16 protein-coding genes are annotated in these 22,807 nt (G+C 71.2%); 7 read left to right on the top strand and 9 right to left on the bottom strand.

Features of this window, described 5'->3' with window-relative positions; all coding sequences use genetic code 11:
* Position 1: 1 nt before the first annotated feature.
* Entirely contained in the window at positions 2-820 is an 819-nt protein-coding gene (locus C7S10_RS20390) for an ABC transporter substrate-binding protein (protein WP_108346505.1), read from the bottom strand.
* Positions 821-1,017: 197 nt separating this feature from the next.
* On the opposite strand from C7S10_RS20390, the gene C7S10_RS20385 reads away from it, so the two are divergent.
* Complete coding sequence (locus C7S10_RS20385; RefSeq protein WP_108346503.1) at positions 1,018-1,584, top strand: GNAT family N-acetyltransferase; 567 nt, start codon at positions 1,018-1,020, stop codon at positions 1,582-1,584.
* A gap of 28 nt (positions 1,585-1,612) precedes the next feature.
* On the opposite strand, the gene C7S10_RS20380 is transcribed toward C7S10_RS20385, so the two are convergent.
* Positions 1,613-2,056: a hotdog fold thioesterase gene (locus tag C7S10_RS20380; protein WP_243395509.1), complete on the bottom strand. Its 444-nt coding sequence runs from the start codon at positions 2,054-2,056 to the stop codon at positions 1,613-1,615.
* A 77-nt stretch (positions 2,057-2,133) separates the two neighbouring features.
* Here C7S10_RS20380 and polA point away from each other — a divergent pair, with 77 nt between their 5' ends.
* Positions 2,134-4,854 carry a DNA polymerase I gene (polA, locus tag C7S10_RS20375; protein ID WP_243395508.1) on the top strand — a complete coding sequence of 907 codons (2,721 nt, stop codon included), beginning with the start codon at positions 2,134-2,136 and terminating at the stop codon, positions 4,852-4,854.
* A gap of 29 nt (positions 4,855-4,883) precedes the next feature.
* Here the strand turns inward: polA and C7S10_RS20370 are convergent, their stop codons facing one another.
* Complete coding sequence (locus C7S10_RS20370) at positions 4,884-6,134, bottom strand: lipopolysaccharide biosynthesis protein (protein ID WP_108346501.1); 1,251 nt, start codon at positions 6,132-6,134, stop codon at positions 4,884-4,886.
* A gap of 94 nt (positions 6,135-6,228) precedes the next feature.
* Here C7S10_RS20370 and C7S10_RS20365 point away from each other — a divergent pair, with 94 nt between their 5' ends.
* Both C7S10_RS20365 and C7S10_RS22405 read left to right on the top strand, forming a co-directional pair.
* Positions 6,229-7,947 (top strand): MmpA family trehalose lipid delivery protein, encoded by a 1,719-nt coding sequence (locus C7S10_RS20365; RefSeq protein ID WP_108346499.1) that lies wholly within the window; start codon positions 6,229-6,231, stop codon positions 7,945-7,947.
* 78 nt (positions 7,948-8,025) lie between these two features.
* Positions 8,026-8,187 (top strand): hypothetical protein, encoded by a 162-nt coding sequence (locus tag C7S10_RS22405; RefSeq protein WP_165807257.1) that lies wholly within the window; start codon positions 8,026-8,028, stop codon positions 8,185-8,187.
* Positions 8,188-8,477: 290 nt separating this feature from the next.
* Here the strand turns inward: C7S10_RS22405 and C7S10_RS20360 are convergent, their stop codons facing one another.
* Positions 8,478-9,635: a glycosyltransferase family 4 protein gene (locus C7S10_RS20360; RefSeq protein WP_108346497.1), complete on the bottom strand. Its 1,158-nt coding sequence runs from the start codon at positions 9,633-9,635 to the stop codon at positions 8,478-8,480.
* A gap of 98 nt (positions 9,636-9,733) precedes the next feature.
* On the opposite strand from C7S10_RS20360, the gene C7S10_RS20355 reads away from it, so the two are divergent.
* Complete coding sequence (locus C7S10_RS20355) at positions 9,734-10,471, top strand: class I SAM-dependent methyltransferase (RefSeq protein ID WP_108346495.1); 738 nt, start codon at positions 9,734-9,736, stop codon at positions 10,469-10,471.
* A 32-nt stretch (positions 10,472-10,503) separates the two neighbouring features.
* Positions 10,504-14,550 (top strand): alpha-(1->3)-arabinofuranosyltransferase, encoded by a 4,047-nt coding sequence (locus tag C7S10_RS20350; RefSeq protein ID WP_165807256.1) that lies wholly within the window; start codon positions 10,504-10,506, stop codon positions 14,548-14,550.
* Here the strand turns inward: C7S10_RS20350 and C7S10_RS22400 are convergent.
* Both C7S10_RS22400 and C7S10_RS22395 read right to left on the bottom strand, forming a co-directional pair.
* Entirely contained in the window at positions 14,454-15,698 is a 1,245-nt protein-coding gene (locus C7S10_RS22400; RefSeq protein ID WP_165807255.1) for an acyltransferase family protein, read from the bottom strand. The two genes, C7S10_RS20350 and C7S10_RS22400, sit on opposite strands and share 97 nt — an antisense overlap.
* Positions 15,677-17,551 (bottom strand): hypothetical protein, encoded by a 1,875-nt coding sequence (locus tag C7S10_RS22395; RefSeq protein ID WP_165807254.1) that lies wholly within the window; start codon positions 17,549-17,551, stop codon positions 15,677-15,679. The genes C7S10_RS22400 and C7S10_RS22395 overlap by 22 nt, the downstream gene beginning before the upstream one ends.
* Between C7S10_RS22395 and pgfA the strand changes: the two genes are divergently transcribed.
* A complete protein-coding gene (gene pgfA, locus C7S10_RS20340; protein WP_108346491.1) occupies positions 17,545-18,570 on the top strand; it encodes a cell envelope lipid trafficking protein PgfA in 1,026 nt (341 codons plus the stop codon). The genes C7S10_RS22395 and pgfA overlap by 7 nt on opposite strands.
* 63 nt (positions 18,571-18,633) lie before the next feature.
* Here pgfA and C7S10_RS20335 read toward each other — a convergent pair whose 3' ends face one another.
* From C7S10_RS20335 to C7S10_RS20325, 3 genes are all read right to left on the bottom strand, one after another.
* Positions 18,634-20,436 (bottom strand): hypothetical protein, encoded by a 1,803-nt coding sequence (locus C7S10_RS20335; RefSeq protein WP_108346489.1) that lies wholly within the window; start codon positions 20,434-20,436, stop codon positions 18,634-18,636.
* A 54-nt stretch (positions 20,437-20,490) separates the two neighbouring features.
* Positions 20,491-21,303, bottom strand: a complete 813-nt coding sequence (locus tag C7S10_RS20330) for a class I SAM-dependent methyltransferase (RefSeq protein ID WP_243395507.1) — start codon at positions 21,301-21,303, stop codon at positions 20,491-20,493.
* A 129-nt stretch (positions 21,304-21,432) separates the two neighbouring features.
* The coding region (locus tag C7S10_RS20325) for an Ig-like domain-containing protein (protein WP_243395506.1) at positions 21,433-22,807 on the bottom strand (1,375 nt) is incomplete at its 5' end.

Below are 22,807 nucleotides of genomic sequence, written 5' to 3'. Positions count from 1 at the left end.
GTCACTCCGAGGTGGCGAAGTAGGTGTCGTAGATCTTGTCGTACGAGCCGTCGTCACGCATGGTGGTGAGCTGCTCGTTGACGGCGTCGACCAGGGCGGTGTTGCCCTTCTTCATCGCGAGGCCGTAGGACTCGTCGGTGGAGTAGGTCTCGACGACGGTGAAGCCGCCCGCCTTCTCGTGGTCGATGTTGACCGGGAGGTCCTGGAGCAGCGCGTCGACCTGACCGGCCTTGATCGCCTGGAACATCTCGGCGTCGGACGGGAAGGTGACGATCTGGGCGTCGGGGGCGTTCTCCTCGGTGTAGGACTTGCCGGTGGTGCCCTGCTGGACGCCGACCTTCACGCCGTCGAGGTCGTCGATGCCCGCGATGTCGGAGCCCTCGGGGACGAGGAGCGACTGCTCGGAGTCGTAGTAGCCGTCGGAGAAGTCGAGCGCGGCCTTGCGCTCGTCGGTGATCGTCATGGCGCTGGCCGCGAGGTCGCACTGGCCGGCGTTGAGGGCCTGGCCGCTCTGGAGGGCGTCGAATGAGGAGTCCTTGACCTCGAGGTCGAGGTCGAGGCCGTCCGCGACGCCCTGCACGATGTCGATGTCGAAGCCCTTGAAGCCCGACTCGGAGGACTCGTCGAAGTCCTCGAACGGCGGGTAGGGGACATCGGAGCAGACGGTGAGCTTGCCCGAGGAGACCGTGGACAGGCCGCTGTCGCTGCCGGAGTCGGCGGCGGTGTCGTCGGAGTCGCCGCCGCAGGCGCTGAGGGCGATCGCGAGGGAGAGTCCAAGGGCCGGAAGGGTCAGGGCACGAGTGAGAGAGCGTGTACGCATGCGCGGGAGCCTAGTGCACCGGATCACACCTCCCGCGCGATTGACGGCATCACTGTCACAACGCTTTGGTGACGTCGCAGATCCGGCACCTCCCCTGACAACCGGGGCGGGGTGAGCGTAGGGTCTGCGCCACTGCCGGATGCGTGTCCGGCACGGGGGAAGCAACGGGCGGGGGCCTGATCCTTGGGAGTCGTCACATGAGCAGGACATCGGTGCACGTGCGAAGCGCTGACGCGGCTGACGCTCCGATCCTGCGCGAGCTCTGGTCCGACATCCTGCGTCGCGGCACGGCCGCCGAGCAGGAGGCCGACCTGGTCGGCATCATCGACGACTGCAACGCCAGCGGTGACCGCTGCCTCGCCGTCGCCGAGGTCGACGGCCGGGTCGCCGGTGCGGTCCTCCTCGAGGCGACCACCCTGACCCCGCTCAACCTCGAGCCGACCCTGATCGCCGTCTCCCCGCACGTGCTGCCCGAGTTCCGTCGCCGCGGCGTCGGGACCGCACTGATGGACGCCGCCACCCGGTTCGCCGAGGCGCAGGGCATCGCCACGGTCGCGACGGCGGCCACGGCCAGCTCGCGCGACGCCAACCGCTTCATGGCCCGGCTCTCGCTCACCCCGCAGGCGACGTTCCGTGCGGCCAGCACCACCGCCGTACGCGCGAAGCTGTCGGCCCGGCGTGCGGTCTCGCGCGGTCGCGGCTCCCGCCAGATCGACAAGGTCCTGGCCGCTCGACGGCTGGGCCGCGAGCACGTCGCCAGCTGAGGCGGCTCGACCCACGGTTTCCCCGACGTCAGCCCTTCGGGGCGTCGAGCAGCGCACAGGTGATGCGCGAGGTGCAGACCCGCCGGCCGGCCTCGTCGACGATCACGACCTCGAACGCCGCCATGCTGCGCCCGAGGTGGATCGGGGTGGCGGTGCCCGTCACGGTGCCGGACGTCGCCGCGCGGTGGTGCGTGGCGTTGATGTCGACGCCGACCGCGATCTTGTCAGGGGCGGCGTGGATCGCGGACCCGATGGATCCCAGCGTCTCCGCGAGGACCACGGACGCTCCTCCGTGCAGCAGACCGTAGGGCTGGGTGTTTCCCTCGACCGGCATCGTCGCGACGAGACGCTCGGGCGTGATCTCGGTGATGACCACGCCCATCTTGTCGTTCAGCGGTCCGTTGCCGTGCGGCATCTGCGCGATGAACTCGTCGATGCTCATGTCGATCGAGGGCAGTCTGAGATCGGTCATGCCAGCCATTCTGGCCGACCCCGTCTGCCGCGAACCGTCGGGTCCCCGCTGTCGGTGGCGGCCGATAGAGTCGCGGCGTGTCCGAGACGATCGCCACCACCGACCAGCCCACAGCAGGACCCACCGCCCGCCTGCTGCTCCTCGACGGGCACTCCCTGGCCTACCGGGCGTTCTTCGCCCTCCCCGTGGAGAACTTCTCGACCGCGACCGGGCAGAACACCAACGCCGTCTACGGCTTCACCTCGATGCTGGTCAACGTGCTCCGCGACGAGGTGCCGACACACGTGTGCGTCGCCTTCGACAAGTCGCGCCAGACCTTCCGGCTGGAGGAATACCCGGACTACAAGGCCAAGCGCAACAAGACGCCCGGTGAGTTCGGCAGCCAGCTCCCGCTGATCCGCCGGATGCTCGACACCCTCCACATCACGCACCTCGAGATGGAGGGCTACGAGGCCGACGACATCATCGCGACCCTCACCACCCAGGCCGTCGCCGAGGGCATGGAGGTGCTGATCCTCACCGGCGACCGCGACTCCATCCAGCTCGTCACCGACACCTCGACCGTGCTCTACCCCATGCGTGGAGTGAGCGACCTCGCGCGCCTCACCCCGGCCTACGTGGAGGAGAAGTACGGCGTCCCGCCCCACCGTTATCCCGAGCTGGCGGCGATCGTGGGGGAGACCTCCGACAACCTGCCGGGCGTGCCGGGCGTGGGCCAGGGGTACGCCGCGAAGTGGATCAACCAGTTCGACGGGCTCGACAACGTGATCGCCCGCGCCGACGAGATCACCGGCAAGAAGGGCGAGGCGCTGCGCGAGCACCTCGGTGACGTGATCCGCAACCGTCGCCTCAACGCGCTGGTCCGCGACCTCACCCTGCCCGTGCGGCCCGGGGAGACGGCGCGCCAGCCGTGGGACCGCACCGCCGGCCTCGAGCTCCTCGACGAGCTCGAGTTCCGCGGCGAGCTCCGCACCCGGCTGATGGACACCATCGACCCGGCCGCGGACGAGGAGGTGTCGGGCGAGGGGTTCGACCTCGACGGGCAGCGCCTCGGCGAGGGTGCCGTCGCGGGCTGGCTCGCGGAGCACGCCGGCGGCGACGAGCGGGTGGGCGTCGCCGTCCAGGGATCGTGGCGAGCGGGCACGGGCGAGGTCGTCTCCGTGGCGCTGGCCTCGGGGTCCGGCGCGGCCGCGTGGATCGACGTCACCGAGATCTCGCCCGAGGACGACGCGGCCCTGGCGACCTGGCTGGCCGACGAGACGCACCCGAAGGTGCTCCACGACGCGAAGGGACCGACCCTCGCGCTCGCCGCGCGCGGGTGGGAGCTGCGGGGGCTCGCGGTCGACACCGCGCTGGCCGCCTACCTCGTCCAGCCCGACCAGCGGTCCTACGACCTCGCCGACCTGACGCTGCGCTACCTCAAGCGCGAGCTGAGGCAGGACACCGGCGACGCCGACCAGCTCAGCTTCGACACCCTCGACGACACCGGCACCAGCGACGTCGCGATGCTCACGGCGCGGGCGGTGCTGGACCTGGCCGACGCGCTCGACGCCACGGTCGAGGAGCACGGCGGCACCGAGCTGCTCGCCCGGGTCGAGCTGCCGCTGATCGGCACCCTGGTGCGGATGGAGCAGACCGGCATCGCCGTCGACACCGACTACCTCGAGGGCCTGGAGTCGGAGTTCGGCGACCACGTGAAGGCGGCGGCGGAGGACGCCTACGACGTCATCGGCAAGGAGATCAACCTCGGCTCGCCCAAGCAGCTCCAGGTCGTGCTCTTCGAGGAGCTCGACATGCCGAAGACCAAGCGCACCAAGACCGGCTACACCACCGACGCGGACGCCCTGCAGTCGCTCTACGAGAAGACCGAGCACCCGTTCCTCCAGCACCTCCTGCGCCACCGCGACGTCATCCGGCTGCGCCAGACCGTGGAGGGCCTGCTCAAGACGGTGGCCTCCGACGGGCGGATCCACACGACGTACAACCAGATCATCGCGGCGACCGGACGGCTCTCCAGCACCGATCCCAACCTCCAGAACATCCCGATCCGCACCGAGGCCGGGCGACGGATCCGCGAGGGCTTCGTCGTCGGCGAGGGCTACGAGTCGCTGATGACGGCCGACTACAGCCAGGTCGAGATGCGGATCATGGCCCACCTGTCCGAGGACGCGCTGCTGATCGAGGCGTTCCGCTCCGGGCAGGACTTCCACTCGATGACGGCCGCCCGGGTCTTCGACACCGCCGCCGAGGACGTGAGCGTCGAGCAGCGCGCCAAGATCAAGGCGATGAACTACGGGCTGGCCTACGGCCTGTCGGCGTTCGGGCTCTCCCAGCAGCTGCGGATCACGCCCGGTGAGGCCCAGGGCCTGATGGACGAGTACTTCGAGACGTTCGGCGGCATCCGCGACTACCTCGGCAGCCTGCGTGACGAGGCCCGCGGGTCCGGCTTCACCGAGACGATCATGGGGCGCCGGCGCTACCTGCCCGATCTCAACAGTGACAACCGGATGCGTCGGGAGGCCGCCGAGCGGATGGCCCTCAACGCGCCGATCCAGGGCTCGGCCGCCGACCTGATCAAGGTCGCGATGCTGGGCGTCGAGTCGGCGATCGCGGAGCAGGGGCTGGCCTCACGGATGCTGCTGCAGGTCCACGACGAGCTCGTCCTCGAGGTGGCACCGGGGGAGAGCGACGCGCTTGCCGAGCTGGTCCGCGACCAGATGGGCCGGGCCGCCGACCTCACGGTCCCGCTCGACGTGTCGGTCGGCACCGGTCGCAGCTGGCACGACGCCGCCCACTGACCGGACGCTCCGCGACCGGGGGTCGGCCGTCAGGTGGTGCTGATCGGCGCGGGCTCGTCGACCGTGGTCGTCGAGTCGCGCAGGAACCACGCGCTGATGCCCAGCAGCACCACGAGCAGCACCAGGTCCACCACGACGACGACCGTGACGAGGCCGAGCACCGTGTCGGCCATCAGACCGGCGCCGACCATCACGGCGAGCGCCACCCACACGACGTACACCGACCGGCTGCTCTGGCGGGCGAGCACCGAGTAGACGAGCAGCTGGATCATCGAGAGCAGGGTGCCGAGGATCGCGAAGACCCACAGCCACGGCTCCACCTCGCTGAACTTCTCGCCGCCGACGAAGTTGATCGCGATGCCCGACAGCAGCCAGGCCGCGAGGGTGCCGACGGCGCCCAGTGCTCCGACCAGCGACAGGCTGACGACCAGGGCCCTGCGGCGCTCGCTGCCCGTCGACATCGACGGGAAGGCCACGATCACCACGAACTGCGGCAGGAACAGCATCGCCTTGGTGAGGATCAGGCCGCCGGCGTAGAGACCAGAGTCGTGCTCCGAGAGCACGTTGCGGGCCACGATCAGGTCGATGCTGCTGAGGGCGAAGAAGGCGAACAGTGCCTGGCCGTTGGCGATGCTCTCCTTGAGCAGCGCCATGCCGGTGTGCTCGGCGCTGTCGGCGTGCGGCCGACGCTCGTGGCGCAACGCCCACCAGCCGACCAGCACGGGGGCCCAGAAGCTGATCCCGACGCCGACGAGGGCCCAGAACTCGGTGGCCCGCCACGCGATGATCGCCCCGCCGATGACCAGGCGCGGGACCCCGCTGGCGATGTAGAGGACGCCCAGCGCGGCCCACCGGCGCTCGCCCTGGAGGATCCCGGCGAGGCCGCCCATCAGCGTCATCGGCACCGCCGAGACCGCGATGATGACCGCGGTCTCGAGGTGGTCGAGCTTGAGCAGCGCCTGGATGAGCGGCGAGAGCAGCAGCATGATCAGGCCGAGCGCGGCAGCGGCGCGGTAGGTCACGCGCATGATCGAGTCCTCGATCTGCGCGACGTGCTGCGGCTCGGCCGAGATGCGGCGAGCGGCGGTCGCCTGCAGGCCCAATGCGCCGACACTGATGACCAGCATCAGGTTGAGGGAGGAGCCGAGGGCGCCGTACCCGGCCGTGCCGAGCAGCTTGGGTGCGACGAGGACGAAGCCGTACGTCGCGAAGTTCATGATCGCCATCGACACCGCGATGCCCGAGCTGCTGTCGGCCAGTCGCCACACCGTGTCTCTCATCCGCACGCAGGCGAGCCTAGTTGCCCGGGGCGCCACTACAGTCGGCACCCGCACCGTCCGCGCGGCGAGCGGTCGGCGGAGGAGGTTCGAGGCGGTGACAGACGCCGGGGCACGGTCGACGGCACGGTCGACGGCGAGGTCGACGGCTCGGGGCCTCGCGCCCATCCTGTGGTCCGCGGCCCTGGCCGTCCTCCTGCTGGGTGGCGCGCTCGGCCCCGGCTACGTCCTGACCTACGACATGGTGTGGGTCCCGGACCTGGCCGTGACGCCCGACGTCTGGGGCGTGGGTACGGCGCTGCCGCGGGCCGTGCCGTCGGACGCGGTCGTGGCCCTCCTCGACTCGGTCGTCCCGGGCATGCTGCTCCAGAAGCTCGTGCTGCTGGCCCTGCTGGTCGGAGCGGGAGCCGGAGCCTCGGCACTGGTCGGGGGTCGATCGCTCGGGGTGCGGGTCTTCGCCTCGACGCTGATGGTCTGGAACCCGTTCGTGGTCGAGCGGCTGGTCATCGGGCACTGGCCGGTCCTGGTCGGCTACGCCGTCCTCCCGTGGCTGCTCCTGGTGTGTCGCCGGTGGGAGGCCGGGTCGCGCGTGCCCGCCGCCGTCCCGGTGCTGCTGGTCCTGGGGTCGCTGAGCGCGAGCACCGGGGTCGCGACCGCCGTCGCGCTCCTCGCGGGAGGATGGCGGCGCGGAGCGCGCCGGCGAGCGGCAGGACTGGTGTCGATGGCCGTCGTCGCCAACCTGCCGTGGCTGGTCGCCGGTCTGCTGCACTCGGCCGACGCGACCTCGGCCGGCTCGGGCGCGCGGGTGTTCGCGGCCAGCAGCGAGGGCCCGCTGCCCGGGCCGCTCGCGGCCCTCTCCCTCGGCGGGATCTGGAACGCGGAGGTCGTCCCGACGACCCGGCTCGGCTTCCTCTCGGTGGTCTGGCTCGTGGTCGTGGGTGCTCTCGCGATCCTCGGGTGGCTGGCGCAGCGGCGCACGGCCGTCCAGGGGTGGTCGGCGCTCGTCGTCTGCTGGACCGTCGGGGTGGGCCTGGCCATGCTCAGCTGGGCGGCGCCGGGTGCCGTCGGCGCGCTGGCGTCCCACATCCCGGGCGGCGGGTTGCTGCGCGACGGCTCCCGGCTGCTCGCCCTCGCCGCGCCCTTGACGGTCGTCGTCGCTGCTCGCGGGGTCGAGTCGCTGCTCGGGTGGACTCCTGACCGGGCCACCCGTGTGCTCGTCGCGGGCCTCCTTGCGGTCGTCCCGGTCGCGCTGTTGCCCGACGCGGCGCTCGGCGCGTCCGGTCGCCTCGACGCCGTCGACTACCCGGCGGCGTTCTCCGACGCCCGCGCAGCGGTGCAGGCGGCGCCCGACGGCGACGTGGTGCTGCTGCCGTTCACGAGCTATCGCGCCCCCGACTGGAACGACGGCCGCAAGGTGCTCGACCCGTTGCCCCGGTTCCTGGGGAGGCCGGCGGTGGTCAACGACGAGCTGTACGTCGACGGGCGGCCGATCCCGGGGGAGGACCCGCGCGCCCGGGAGGTGGGGGAGGCCCTGCGGCTCGCCACCCCCGCTGACCGGGCGACGGCGCTGGCCGACATCGGCGTCTCCGTCGTGGTCTCCGAGCAGATCGCCGGGCAGGACGCGCCGGAGGTGGCCGGCGAGACGACGTACGCCGGCGACGGCCTCACGGTGACCGAGGTGGCCGGCGACGTGAGCGTGCGGGACGCCCCCGTGCCGTGGGTCGTCGCGATGGTGGTCGCCTGGCTCGCGTGGGCCGCGCTCCTCGTCGGAGGAGCCGTCGTGGCGGCCCGGAACAGGTTCCGAACTCGCCAGTAGGAAGTCTGTCCGACAATGCCGATTTTCGTGGGCAGTGCTGTTACGCTTCGGCGCGAACCTTAGGGAGGGTCCTCACTCATGAACGCTGGTCTCATCGGTCCGATCGTCAGCCTCGTCGCCGGCGGCCTGCTGGCCTCGGTCTCCGTCTTCGGCCTGATCTCGTCGCAGACGGCGGCGCCGTCGAAGTCCCCGGCCAACGCCGAGGCGCCCGCCTTCGACTACGGCACCACCACCGAGTGATCCTCACCGACTGACTCCGGCGGGGAGACCCGCCACCACGACACGCGGCGCCGGCCACTGGCCGAAGCGCCGCGTTCGTCATTTCCGGACGAGGCCGGGCGGCGGGGTCCGCGCCAGTGAGCCGGGCTCCACCTCGACGCGCGCCCACCCGCTGGAGCGGTGAGCCAGCCACGTTCCCTGCGCGCGGAACGTGGCTCACGCACCGGCGCCGTACGTCGACACGCGCCCACCCGCTGGAGCGGTGAGCCAGCCACCTTCCCGGCCCGCGGAACGTCGCTCACGCACCGCCGCTACTCCTCGTCGGGGTCCTGGCTGTCGATGCGCTCGCCGCGCAGCGCGCTTGCCAGCACGTGGGCGAACGACTCCTGCGCGTGCTGCCAGGTGAACTCGTGGCTCATCTCCAGTGCGCCGACGCCCAGGCGCTCGCGCTCGACCCGGTCGGCGAGCAGCCGACCCAGCGTGCGGGTGAAGTCGGCCGGGTGGTCGACGAGGACGCCCGACCGGTCGTGCGCGATGGACTCCCGGGTGCCGCCGGCGGAGCGGTAGGCCACGGCCGGCGTGCGGTGCATGCCGGCCTCGCCGATGACCAGCCCCCAGCCCTCCTTGAGCGAGGGGAGGCCGAGCAGCCACGACTGCTCGTACACCTCGTGCTTGCGCCGCTCGTCGACCTGCCCCTCGAACACGACCGTCTCGCCGGCGCCCCGCGCGGCGGCGTACGCGTGCAGCTCGGCCTCCCACCAGCCCGAGCCGACGACGTGCAGGCGCAGGTCGGGGTGCCGGCCGCGCAGCGCGAGCGCGGCGTCGATGGCGTGCTCGACCTGCTTGTGCGGCACGAGGCGTCCCACCACGGCGATCATCGGGTGCGCGGACTTGCCGGTGCCGACCGGGACGACCGGGTCGGTGCCGTTGTGGACGACGGCGATGCGGTCGGCGCCCACGCCGAGCTGCTGGAGCTCGCCGCGGGTGGCGCGCGACACCGCGACGTACTGGCAACGGCGGTAGAGCCGGGGCGCGAGGGAGTGCTCGATCCACCAGCCGACCCGCCCGGTGACACCCGGGTAGACGACCGGCCACTGCTCACGGTGCACGTGGTGCACGAGCACCACGACGGGCTTGCGGGTCGCGGCGCGGGTGAAGAACGGCAGCCCGTTCTGGACGTCGACGACGACGTCGACCTCGCCGAGCGTGCGCCGCGCGAGGGCGGTGACGCCCTCGCGGTAGACGCTCAATTTGGTGCCGCGACGGACGTAGCGGACGCCGTTGTGGACCTCCTCGGGCGGTGCGGCCGCGTGGGCCGCGCACAGGATCGTGACCTCGGCGCCCCGCTCGACCAGGCCTTCGGCCATCTTCTCGAGGTAGCGCTCCGCGCCTCCGCCCTCGGGGTTGCGGGTGTCGCGCCAGCTGAAGAACGCGACGTGCCGGCCGGAGATCTCGCTGTGGTCAGACATTGCCGGCACACGTTACTACCAGAGGGTAAGGTCTGCGCGTGCCGCGCCTGACTCGAACCGATCCGGCCCGCCGGACCCTGAGGGGGAGGCGGGCCGACGTGCGTCCGACCGGTCCCGGTGGGGGCTGGGCGCCGACCCTGCGACGCTCGGTGCGGCTGCTGCGCGAGTTCCGTCACGAGCCGGTCGACCCGGCGCGGTTCTACACCGCGCTCGCGGACGACTCCGTGCAGATGCTTGACCACTACGCCCCCCTCGAGGACACCGCGCTGCTCGACGTCGGCGGCGGCCCGGGCTACTTCCGCAACGCCTTCGAGCAGGCGGGCGTGCGCTACTACTCCGTGGACGTCGAGGACAGCGACCTGCCCGGGGCGTCCGGCAACCGCGTCATCGGCAGCGGCATGCAGCTGCCCTTCCGCACCGGCTCGTTCGACATCGCCTACTCCTCCAACGTGCTCGAGCACGTCGTCGACCCGTGGCAGATGGCCGAGGAGATGCTGCGGGTGGTCCGGCCGGGCGGTCTGGTCTTCATCAGCTACACGGTCTGGTACGGCCCCTGGGGTGGCCACGAGACCGCGCCCTGGCACTACTTCGGCGGCATGCGAGCGCGCCGGCGCTACGTCCGCAAGCTCGGGCGCGAGCCGAAGAACCGGTTCGGCGAGTCGCTGTTCGGGGTCACCGTGGTCGACGGCATCCACTGGGCCCGGCGCCAGCGCGGCGGGCAGGTCCTCGACATCACCGCCCGCTACAACCCGGGTTGGTCTCACGTCTTGCTGCGCATCCCGTTCCTGCGGGAGGTGACGACGTGGAACCTCGTGATCGTGCTGCAGCGTCACTGAGGTTCCGCCTGCGTGTGGTCGCCGGATGCGCCGTGCTCGTCGCCGTCGCGTTCGCCCAGGCGCCGGGCTTCCTCACCTTCGACACCAAGTTCGACCTGGTCGTCGACCCGTGGCACTACCTCAACCGGGCCGTGCACATGTGGGACTCCAATGGAGCCATCGGCCAGCTCCAGAACCAGGCCTACGGCTATCTCTGGCCGCTCGGACCGTTCTTCGGTGTCGGCCTGCTCGCCGGCATTCCCGCCTGGGCCGTCCAGCGACTGTTCATGGCGCTGCTGCTGTGCGTCGCGTTCGCGGGTGCCGCCAAGGTCGCCCGCGCCCTCGGGGTGCGGTCCGACCTGGCCTGCCTCGTCGCCGGCTTCGCCTACGCCCTCTCGCCCCGCCTGCTGACCACGGTCGGGACGATCTCCATCGAGTCGTGGCCCTCGGCCCTTGCGCCGTGGGTGCTGCTGCCGCTGATCCTCGGCGCCACGCAGGGCTCGCCGCGCAAGGCGGCTGCGCTCTCCGCCCTCGCCGTCGGGATGGTCGGTGGCGTCAACGCCACCGCCAGCTTCGGGGTCATCCCGGTCGCCGCGATCTGGCTGCTCACCCGCGAGCCCGGTCCGCGCCGCCGCGCGATGATGACCTGGTGGCCGCTGCTGACGGCCATGGCCACCCTGTGGTGGCTGATCCCGCTGTTCTTCCTCGGCATCTACAGCCCACCCTTCCTCGACTTCATCGAGGCGGCAACGCTGACGACCACGCCGACCGGGCTGTTCGACTCGCTGCGCGGAGTCTCGCACTGGGTCCCCTACATCGACGCTCGGTGGCAGGCCGGGCGTGACCTGATCACGGTCCCGAGCCTGGTGCTCAACAGCGGCGCCGTGCTCATGGTCGGGCTCGTCGGCCTCATGCACCGACGCAACCCGCACCGCACCTTCTTGATCCTCTCGCTCCTGCTCGGCCTGTTCCTGGTCGGGATGGGCCACACTGGTTCGCTCCAGGGGTGGTTCGCCGAACCCCTGCGTACGGCTCTCGACGGACCGCTCGCCGCGGCGCGCAACGTGCACAAGTTCGACCCGATCATCCGGCTGCCGATGGTGCTCGGCATCGCGCTGCTGCTCGACGGCCTCCGGGCGAAGGACTACTGGGTGATGACCCGGCGCGGCGTGCTTCGCCCGTTGTCGTACATCAGCATCTCGGCGCTGACGATCATCGCCGTGGTCGGCGCCGCTCTGCCGGCGGTACAGGGTCGGATGGCACCCCAAGGCGTGATCTCCGAGGTGCCCGGCTACTGGGAGGAGGCCGGCGCCTGGCTCGACGCGCAGGGCCACGAGGGCGTCGCGCTGATGTCGCCCGGCGTCGGCGTCGCCCAGTTCGTGTGGGGCAACACCAACGACGAGCCGCTCGAGTTCCTGGTGAAGAAGGGACGTTTCGGGGTGCGCTCCAACATCCCGTTCGTGCCACCGGGCAACATCCGCTTTCTCGACGCGGTCGAGACCCGGCTGACGCAGGGCTACGCCTCGCGCGGCCTGGCTCCCTACCTCGCCCGCGCCGGGGTGCAGTTCCTGGTGGTGCGCAACGACGTCATCAAGGCGCCTGACATCCCCGACACCGTGCTGCTCCACCAGGCGCTCGACCACTCGCCCGGGATCAAGCGCCTGACCGGTTTCGGGCCCGACCTCGGCTCGGCCCCGTTCATCGGCGTCGGCGAGGACCGCAACGTCATCAACGGCGGCTGGCAGACCAACTACCAGGCGATCGAGATCTACGAGGTGGAGGCCGGCGGGCCCGGCGCGGTCGCCGCCGACCAGCTGCCGATCGTCGCCGGCGGGCCCGAGTCGCTGCTCTCGCTGTCCGACGCCGGCCTGCTCGACGAGCAGCCGACCGTCCTGGCGACCGACGCCGACACCGACGCCGAGCCGACCGGACCGGTCATCCTCACCGACGGCTACCGCGACCGCGAGCGGTTCTACGGCCAGCTCCACGACGGCTACTCCGGCTCGACGCTGCCCGAGGACGAGCGCCGCTCGTCCAACGCGGTCAAGGACCTCTACCTCAACAAGGGCGACGAGCGGTGGCGCACGACGGCTCGCACCATCGGCGCCGAGTCCGTGACCAGCTCCTCGTCGATGGCCGACGCCGACGCCTCCGGCGGCGTACGACCGGCCGAGTCGGCCTTCGCCGCCATCGACGGTGACCTCGGCACGAGCTGGGTCTCGTCGGCCGGCGCGTCCGAGCGACCGAGCTGGCAGCTCGACCTCGAGGAGCCCCGGAGCATCGGCTCCATCGAGCTCGAGGGCGGCAACCGCGCGCCCCGGTTGCAGACCCTGCGCGTGGTGACCGAGAACGGCGTCACCGAGGAGTTCGGCCTCGGGGCGGGGGAGACGCGCACGATCGCCCTCCCGGCCGGCGAGACCTCGTGGGTGCGGGTCGAGACCGCCGGCCAGTCGGCAGCCGTCCAGGCCGCCATCGCGGAGATCAGGGTGCCGGGCATCGAGCCGCGCAAGTCCCTGGTCCTCCCGACGCTGCCGGAGACCTGGGGCGACCCGGAGGCGATCCTCCTCGAGGCCGCGCTCGATGCTCGCACCGGCTGCGTCGACGTCGAGCTGTCGGTGCGCTGCCAGGAGGGTCGCGACGTGGCCGGCGAGGAGGACCACGGGTTCGACCGGCAGCTGACGCTCGGCGAGGACCACGCCTACGACCCCAGGATCTGGGTGCGCGCGGGGAGTGGCACAGCCGTGGAGGACGCCCTGCTGAGCGACTTCCCCGTCGCGGTGACGTCGTCGAGCCAGGGAGTCCCCGACGCGCAGGCCTCCGGCCTGGCCGCGGTCGACGGCAACAACGGCACGACGTGGATCGCCAGCCGTGGCGACGCCCGCCCGACCCTGTCCGTGCGGTGGGTGGGGCGCACCGACGTGCGCGGGATCCGCGTCAGCGTCAGCAACGATGCCCCTGCCCGCGCCCCACGCAAGGTGCTGCTCACCTACCGTGGCGGCTCGCAGGAGGTCAGCCTCGACGAGGACGGCCGCGCGAGGATCAAGCCGGTCCGCACCGACTTCCTCGACGTGGAGATCCTGCAGACCGACCTGACCGCCAGCATCGGCTTCGACCAGAGCATCACCGGCCTCGGCACCGGCATCAGCGACCTGCGCATCGCCGGGGCGCCGTTCACCTCGCTGGTCCTGAGCCAGCAGGAGAAGACGCTGCCGTGTGGCTCCGGCCCCGACGTGACCGTCAACGGGCTGCTCCGACAGACCCGGGTCACCGTCTCGCCCGCCCAGATCTACAGCGGCGAGGAGGTGAGCGCCACGCTCTGCGACTCGCCGACGGTGGACCTCGTCGCGGGCGACAACCAGGTGCGTGTGCAGAACAACGACGTGTTCACCACGACCCGGATGACCCTCACAGACCCCGGGTTCGACGCCGGCATCTCGACCCCCGTCCGCTGGAAGTCCTGGGACGCCGACTCGCGCACGGCCCAGCCGCCGAGCGGGGCCTCCGTCCTGGCCTTCCGCGAGAACGGCAACTCCGGCTGGCAGGGCGAGCAGGACGGTCGGGACCTGACCCCTGTGCGGATCGACGGCTGGGAGCAGGGCTGGCTCCTCGACGACGCGGGCGCGGGCGCGGTGGTCACCGAGACCTATGCTCCCGAGACGATCTATCGCGGCGGCCTCGTCGTCGGTGCCGCGTCCCTGCTCGGGCTCGTGCTGCTGGTCCTCTTCTGGTGGCGCCGCCCGCCGTCGGGCTCGGCGCCGGCGCTGGGCACCCGCGAGCTGCCGGTCTGGTTCTGGAGCGGCGTGACGACCGTGGCGCTCGGCCTGGTCGCCGGCTGGGCCGGGGTGGCGGCGGCCGTCCTCGGCTCCGCGGTGGCGTGGTCGTGGCCCTGGCTCGAGGACGCGCTCGACTGGATGGCCGGCTTCCTGGTCCTGGGCGCGGGCGCCTACTACGCCTTCCACGGCTGGGGCAGCAGCGGCGGCTGGGGCGGCAACCGCCTCCTGCCTCAGCTCCTCGTGCTGCTCGCGCTCGGCCTGGCGGTCGGCTCGGCCCGACGACCCACGTTCCGCAGGCGCATCGCCGGGAGCTCGACGAGCCGGTAGAGCAGCTCGGCGAGCGGGAGCGTGATGAGCAGCGTCAGGCCCAGGATCTGCGGTCCGTTGGTGCCGATGAACAGCTCGTACGGCGTGATCCACATGACGAAGTGGAGCACCACGAGGTGCAGGCAGAACACGCCGTAGGAGATGTGGCCGAGGTGGCGCAGCAGCGGTCGCGACATGATCCGGGTGTACGTCGAGTTGCGGTCGTTGAAGACACCGGTGACGACCAACAGTGCACCGATCAGCGCGTAGAGCACCTGTTTGGTCAGCGCCTGGCCCACGGTGGGTGCGGCAAGCATGGTCGGCCCGCCGAGCGGAGTGGCGGCCACGACGAGCAGTCCGGCTGCCATCGCCCAACAGACGCCGGGGGAGCGGCCCAGCGCGGCCAGGCCCTCGATCCACCCGGAGGTGCGACCGGCCTCGCGCAGGATGTGGGCCCACGCGAGGGCGATGCCGGCGGCGAACCACATCAGGTAGCTCGGCAGCCAGTTGCCCGGCAGTCCGAAGGAGCTCGCGTCGTTGATGCGGTCGAGCAGGTCCAGGGTCCACAGCACGTTGAAGGCCACCATCGCCGCCACCAGGCCGAGCACCCGGGTGCTGGTGGGCCGGTGCCGGCCGAAGCCCGTGACGAGGGCGATGAGCAGGGGGAGCAGGACATAGAACGCCACCTCGGTGGCGAGGCTCCACATCTGGGTCTGGCCCGACCGGTAGGTGTCGTTGACGTAGATGTCGCCCATCAGCAGGACCGTGAACCAGGACTTGATCCCGGCTCCCGCGTTGTCCTCGACGTACATCATCGCCAGCACCACGCCGATGAGGTAGGCGGGATAGATCCGCAGGAAGCGTTTCCAGAAGTAGCGTCCGGTGGTCTCGCGGGGAGCGCCGTGGAACGCGCGGGCGAGGAAGTGGTGCGACAGCAGGAAGCCGGACAGCACGAAGAAGATGGCCACGCCGACGTCGAGGCGAGCGAGCACCGACCCGAACACACCGTGTCGGAGGTAGTCGCCCGACCAGAAGGTCGCATGGGTCGTGACGACGGCGAGGGCGCCCACGGCCCGCAACGGGTCGAGCACCGCGAACACCGGCGTGTGGGTGCGGGGCCGCTCCGCCGGGTCGGCACTGCGGCCGCTCACTGCTGCGTCGGTTGCCACTCCTGGACCTTCCCCACTCGGATCTGCTCGACGCACAAGGCTACGTCGGACGCCTCGACGCGGAGCGTCGCGGACCGGACGGGTCCCGTGCCCTGCACGAGGAAGCGGTGCAGGCCACTGAGTGCCTGCACGTCGCGGTCCACGTCCCCGACCCGCAGCCCGAGGACGGTGTCGCTGCCGCCGATGTAGTCGATCGCCACCCACCACGAGTCGCCCACGTCGCCAGCCCGGGCCGACGTCCGCAGCTCGATCGTGGTCGGCTCGGCGTCGACCGGGTAGCCGCAGCCGGCTTTCGGACCGCGGCGCGAGACGAGGCCGGGCTCGACGTCGGCGGGGTGCACCAGGCCCACCTCGTCGATCATCGACAGGTCGTTGCCCTCGGACAGCACCCGCACGTTGGGGAACTGGCGGAACACCCGGGCGATTGCGTTGTCGGGGAACCGGAGCGGGCTGACGACGTCCTCGGGCACGAACCCCGCGGCCACCCGGATGTCGTGGAGCTGGGCACTGGCGGCGACGTTGCGCGTGTAGGTCTTCCCGTCGTAGTCCGCGTGCCACAGGGCGACGTACCTCACCGTGCTGACGCCGGCGCCCGCGAGCAGCATCGCGGTCATCAGCACGGGGACGAGGACGCCGGGGCTCCGGACACGGTCGAGGGAGAGCGTCGCGGGGCTGTCGTGCGGGGTGCGTACGTCGAGGAGCAGCAGCCCGAGGGTGAGGACGACGACCGGGGTGGCGTCGGCGAGGTAGCGCAGCTCGAGCGCCGAGACCGACCCGACGATGACCGCACGCCCGAGGCCCAGCAGCAGGAAGATCGCGACCAGGTAGCCGGCCAGGACAACCAACGCGCGCCAGCGCACCCCGCCACGCTGCTGGAGCCTGTACGCCGCCAGCGCGACCGCGATCCAGGTGGCCGTGACCGCCCATGTGGGCGGGTCCACCAGGCCGGTCGGTGGGATCGGGTTCCACCAGCGCCAGGGACCGCCGACCAGGCCGGGGCCGAGGCTGACGCGGAAGAAGTTGTCGGCGAGCGACCCCCACGCCAGGTCGTAGCCCGAGAGCGGGTTGCCGGTGGTGGTGGAGTACAGCGCGACGTACGCGCCACCGAGGACGACCATGGTCGCCCACATCGGCCCGAACGCCCGCAGCGTGCCCCGCGCGGAGCGGACGAGTCGCGACAGGGAGCCGCGCCAGCCCGGCGTCGAGTCCGAGCTCGTCGGGGAGAAGAACAGGAAGGCGATCGCAGCGACGACCGGCAGGAACAGCGCGGCCTTGACGTAGAAGGCCATGCCGAGCACGACGGCCGCGACGGTGAGGACCAGCCAGAGCGTCCGGCGGGTCCGGAAGTAGAGCACCGCGGCGGTCGCCGTGAGGAAGAAGGAAGCCTGGAGCGGGACCTGGTTGATCGCCGCCGCCCACCACATGTAGGCGGTGAGGGTGAGCGGCGAGAACAGGTAGACGAGCAGCAGCGGCAGGATCGCCCAGCGTCGGCCGAAGACCGTGACCAGCATGAGCAGGCAGCACAGCGACGCGACCGACTGGCTGACGACGAGGATGGTGGCGCCGACGGTCCAGTCCTGCGGTCCGGCGTTGGACATGACCCAGGCCAGGAAGATGCCGCCGGGCATGAGCTGGCTGTCGTGGGGCGTGAACAGCTCCCCCAGCGTCAGCGGGGCCGCGTACAACCGGCTCATCAGGTTGTAGTCGTCGCCGTAGAACCAGCTGCCGAAGCTCGCCCACGCGCGCACCCCGACCTGGGCCGCCACGAGCAGGAGCCCGATCAGGACGACGGGGTGCAAGGGTCCCGGGACAGGCCCGCGGGGGGCCTGCACGTCGTCGTCCGTCGGTGTCACGCCGGAACCCTAACTGCCGCCCGGCAGGGGCCACCCAAGAAACATTCGGTTGTGTAGTGGATGAGGTCACACCCGTGCCCTACCTGCTGGTAGCCTGCGGCGACTTATTGATTCCTGGGAGGGACCTCGTAGTGCGCAAGATCATTGGTTGGGTGCTCCTCGGCTTGGGTGCGTTCTTGTTGGTGACCGGTCTTCTGACCACCGTGTGGGCACCCGGACAGGTCGAGCGGACGCCGCTGGACACCGACAGCGTCACGCGCCTGAGTGGCAACGCGGACAAGCTCAACCCCGCGACGGGTGACCTCGAGGCCATCGACGTCAAGGCCACCAGCATCACCAAGGCCGACTCGAAGCGTTCCGACGACGACGTCATCGTCTTCGTCAACACGCTCTGCCTGGTGATCGACGAGGGCGACGTCCCCGACTGCGTCGACGGCGACGACGACCGCCTCGTCACCGCGAGCGAGGACGTGTTCTCCACCGACCGCTACACCGCCGAGGCCGTCAACGGCAAGTACCTCCCGGCCGGTGCCGAGGAGAAGGAGGGCCTCGTCAACAAGTGGCCCTTCAACGCGGAGAAGAAGGACTACGACTACTGGGACGGCCTGCTCGGCGCCCCGGTCACCGCGGCCTACGACGGCACCGAGACCCTCGACGGACTCGAGACGTACAAGTACCACGTCGTGCTGGACACCACCCCGGCCGAGGTCATCGACGGCGTGCAGGGCACCTACAGCCAGGACAAGACGATCTGGATCGAGCCCCGCACCGGCGCCATCGTCAACCAGTCGCAGCACGAGGTGCGCGCCCTGGACACCGGTGACACCATCCTCGACCTCAACCTCGCGTTCACGGAGGAGCAGGTGGCCGACAACATCGAGTCGTCCAAGGACAACAAGTCCCAGCTCGACCTGGTGACCGGCACCCTGCCGCTGGTCGGCTTCATCGGCGGCGCCATCGCGCTGCTCGCCGGAGCCTTCCTCGTCTTCGTCGGACGCAAGGACGAGAAGACCGCCTGACCGCACAGCATCCACGACGATGGGCCGGCTCCGTGGGAGCCGGCCCATCGTCGTCTGGTGGGCTCACGGGTTCGGCGCCACGGTGCCGACCGACAGTGCGGACACGCACACGTTGCCCGCGGCGTCGGCGGGAAGACGGATCGTCACCGCCGGGGCGACCGCTCCCTCGACCTGCACGGCTCGCTCCTGAAGCCCGGACGGCAGGGCCACGTCGACCTCGTCGTCGCCGAGGTCGATCACCAGGGCGGTGCCGGTGGAAGTGAAGCCGGCGACCTGCAGGCCCCAGCCCCAGTAGTAGAGCTCGCCGGTCATCTCGACCTGGACGCTGTCGCCCGGCTCGAGGTAGTAGCCGCAGTCATCCACCGGTCCGGGCTCGGACGTGATGATCGGGTCGACGCCGGCCGGCACGAGGTGGCCGCTGGGCTCGGCGACGTAGAGCTGGTCGGTGGCGACGCCGGTCGTGATGCTCGCCCCGAAGGGCTGGAGCATCGCCGAGAGTCGCGCCTCCTCCGGCCAGTAGCCCGGCTGGAGCACGACGTCGGGCGCGAAGCCGTCCCACACCACCGCCGGTGACCCGCTCGAGTGGCTCTCGGCCAGGTGTGTGGCGTCAGAGCGGAACGCCCCCACCCAGGCCCGCCCGGGGTGCACACCCATCCGGTCCGCCGCCACCACGTTGGCGGACACCAGCGACGCGCCCAGGGCGAGCGCCGCCGCCGGCAGCAGCCAGCGCGGGGCCGACGCGGAGCGGGTCCTGCGGCGCTGCGACTCACGGATCATCAGCGCCGCCGCCAGCGCGGCGACCATGATCGAGTCGACGTAGTAGCGCGTCAGCGTCATCACGTCCCAGACGTCGTCGGCCCGGGTGCTGAACAGCACGATGCCCAGCGCCACGACCGTGTAGCCGAGGGGGAGAAGCAGCAACCAGAGCGCGGCCCGGTGACGGAGGACCAGCCAGCCCAGGGCGACCGCGCACACGGCCAGGACGGACCACGTCGTCGCCGCGGACGGAGTGCTGAGGGGGTCCGGGTCCACTTGCATCGAGCCCCACGGACCGCCGAGGACCGCGGGCAGGAACATGTCGCTGAACCCCTCGGCGTACTGCCGGAGCGAGCCCGCGACCGTGTGCCCGGCGAAGCTCGGCTCGAGGTCGTACGCCGTCTGGGTGCGCTGCGTCAGGTAGCGGAACAGTGCGAGGTAGGGGACCGAGATGGCCAGCAGCAGAGCCGTCGGCCGGATCGCCGTCCGGACGCGCTCCCGGAACGGGCCGGGCGAGAGCGCCACGACGGTGACGACGGCCGGCAGCACGAGCAGCAACGCCTTGTGCCAGAACAGCAGGCCCAGGGTGTACGCGATCGCGAATCGCACGAGGTCGGCCCGTCTCCGGTGCTCCACCCAGTCAGCGGCGGCGATCACCATCCAGCCCAGGCTGAGCTGCAACGGCAGGGCGTTGACCGCGCACGCCCACCACATCATCGGTTCGAGCAGGACGGGCGACAGGGCGAGCACCGACAGCGGCAGCAGCGCGACGAGGTTCCCCTGGGTCAGGCGCTCGAAGGCACGGCCCCACACGAGCACCGTGGCGGCTCCGGCGAGTGCCACCAGCACGACCACTGCACTGAAGTCGAGCGGTGCCAGGAGCGTGGCGAGCTTGGTGACCAGCAGGCCGCCGGGCATCACGTGGCCGTTGTGGTCCTGGAACAGGTAGTCCAGGAGGGGCGCGGACGCGCTCTGCTCGACGAAGCCCCAGTCGTCCTTGTGCCAGGTCCAGCGCGACACCGTCCACGCCCGCCAGCAGAGGGTGACGATTGCGAGCACGAGGACGCCGCGACGGTAGGGGGTGGCGACGAGCGCGCGGGCATCAGGCACGGCGGCGATGCTAGTGCGGGTCACGCAGGACCAACGACACGCGGCGTGCGCCGGTCACGTCAGGTCGGCCACGAAGATCGCGGTGCCCGGCGTCAGCAGGCCCCGGGTGCGTGACCACCCGCCCCACACCCGGTCGTGGTCGGCCGGCCACTCGGGCTCGACGAGGTCAGTCAGCGTGAACCCGCGAGCGGCCAGGAGGCGCACCCAGTCCCCGAGGGTGCGGTGGTGCTCGACGTACGACACGACGCCGGACGCGTCGTCGATCTCGACGTAGGGCGTGCGGTCCCAGTAGGACTGCGAGGCCGTCAGCCCGCCGACGCCCGGGTCGTCCGGGAACATCCAGCGCGTCGGGTGGGTGATCGAGAAGGCGAAGCGGCCGCCCGGTCGCAGGACGCGTGCGGTCTCGTCCAGCGCCTGCTCGATGTCCGCGACGAACTGCAGGGCGCCGAAGGAGCAGAACACGATGTCGAAGGACCCGTCGGCGAACGGCAGGTGTGTGGCGGTGGCCCGCACGGATGGCACCGCCACGCCGGTGTCGTCGTCGAGGCGACGGCTGTGCTGGAGCTGGCGGTGCGAGAGGTCGAGCCCGATCGCCCGCCCGCCTCGGGTGCGCACCCAACGCGAGCACTGGCCTGCGCCGGAGCCGACCTCGAGGACGTCCTTGCCCTCGACCGCGCCGAGGACGGCGAGGTCGGCCTCGGTCTGGCCCTCCGGGCCCCACACGAACCCGGCGTCGCCGAGGAAGTCGCCGTGCGTGGCCTGGTACTCGTCGGCGTACCGGTCCCAGTCGGGTCCGTTGGCCCGCCGCGACTCGTCCTCGTCGACAGCCCGGCGCTCGACCCGCACCGACTGCGGCAGATGGTCCACGCGGTGAGGCTATCCCGGGACGGGCATCCGGTCGTACGGCGCCGTGCGCGCGCCAGGAGATGGACACCCGGAGACGCGCACCGGGCGCCGGACCGAGGTCCGACGCCCGGTGTCCCGGGGGGGAAGGGGTCAGCCGATCGTGTAGCTGCGTCCCTCACGGCGAGCCGCCATCCGGCTCTCCAGGTCGTTCGGGCCCGACTTGATCTGCGAGGGGTCCGAACCGGCCTTCACCTCCTTGCCGTCACTGACGCCACCGCGGTCGGTGTCGCACTTCGACGGGTCGGTCTTGTGCTTGCCGAACTTCTTGTTCGCCTTGCCGGTCTTCTCGACCTTGTCCTTCAGTCCGTCCTTGTCGGTGTCGGCCTTGGTCGGGTTGGTGCGGGTCTTGCCGATGACGATCGACTTGCCGGAGCGAGTGATGAACACACGCTGCTTGATCGTGAAGCCCTTCACCTCGACGCCGTCGGTCAGGCCGTCCTTGTCGGTGTCCTTGACCAGCGGGTTGGTCCGCACCGTGATCTTCTTCTTGGCCTTGCGGCCGCAGACCTCGAAGCGCTCCTTGATGACCATCCCGTTGACCTCCTGGCCGTCCGTCAGCCTGTCGCCGTCGGTGTCGGGGTTGGTCGGGTCGGTCTTCGTGGAGTTGACCTCCTTGCCGTCGCTGAGGCCGTCACCGTCGGTGTCCGCCTTGGTCGGGTCGGTCTTGGTGGTGTTGACCTCCGTGCTGTCCGTGAGCCCGTCACCGTCGGTGTCGGGGTCGTTCAGCGGCGCCGGGTCGGTGGGGGTGACCACGGCGACGGTGAAGGCCGTCGTCGCCGCCGGCGAGGTGTTGCCAGCGGCGTCGGTCGCTGTGGCACTCACCGTGTGCTGGCCGGCCGGGAGCGGCGTGGTCGGCGTGCAGCTCCAGTTGCCGAGGGGGCCGGTCTGCGCGGTGCAGATGGTGGTGCCGCCCTCGGTGACGGTCACGGTCGAGCCGGGCTCGGCGGTGCCGCTGATGACCGGCGTGGTGTTGGTGGTGGTGCTGCCGTTGGCGGGCGTCGTGATCACCGGAGCGTCCGGGGGAGTGGTGTCCCCCGGCGGGACGGTGATGACGGTGAAGGTGACGGTGTCGGCCGCCGAGACGTTGCCGGCCTCGTCCGCCGCCTTCGCGGTGAAGGTGTGCTGACCAGCCGGGAGCGGCGTGGTCGGCGTACAGCTCCAGTTGCCCAGGGGACCGGTCTGCGCGGTGCAGATGGTGGTGCCGCCCTCGGTGACGGTCACGGTCGAGCCGGGCTCGGCGGTGCCGGTCACGGTCGGGGTCGTGTCGGCCGTGCTGCTGCCCTCCAGCGGGAGCACGATCACCGGCGCTGCCGGGGGCGTCGTGTCCGGGGCCTGCGTCACCGTGAAGGTGACGGTGTCGGCCGCCGAGACGTTGCCGGCCTCGTCCGCCGCCTTCGCGGTGAAGGTGTGCTGACCGGCCGGGAGCGGCGTGGTCGGCGTACAGCTCCAGTTGCCCAGGGGACCG

The organism is Nocardioides currus, from assembly GCF_003057875.1.
Classification (GTDB): Bacteria; Actinomycetota; Actinomycetes; order Propionibacteriales; family Nocardioidaceae; genus Nocardioides; species Nocardioides currus.
The sequence above is the reverse complement of the archived record's forward strand: the minus strand, read 5'-3'. Positions and strand labels throughout refer to the sequence as shown.

Coding starts and splice junctions, on each gene's coding strand:
- C7S10_RS20390 (WP_108346505.1), bottom strand. CDS start 820: ATGCGTACACGCTCTCTCACTCGTGCCCTGACCCTTCCGGCCCTTGGA.
- C7S10_RS20385 (WP_108346503.1), top strand. CDS start 1,018: ATGAGCAGGACATCGGTGCACGTGCGAAGCGCTGACGCGGCTGACGCT.
- C7S10_RS20380 (WP_243395509.1), bottom strand. CDS start 2,056: ATGACCGATCTCAGACTGCCCTCGATCGACATGAGCATCGACGAGTTC.
- C7S10_RS20370 (WP_108346501.1), bottom strand. CDS start 6,134: ATGAGAGACACGGTGTGGCGACTGGCCGACAGCAGCTCGGGCATCGCG.
- C7S10_RS22405 (WP_165807257.1), top strand. CDS start 8,026: ATGAACGCTGGTCTCATCGGTCCGATCGTCAGCCTCGTCGCCGGCGGC.
- C7S10_RS20360 (WP_108346497.1), bottom strand. CDS start 9,635: ATGTCTGACCACAGCGAGATCTCCGGCCGGCACGTCGCGTTCTTCAGC.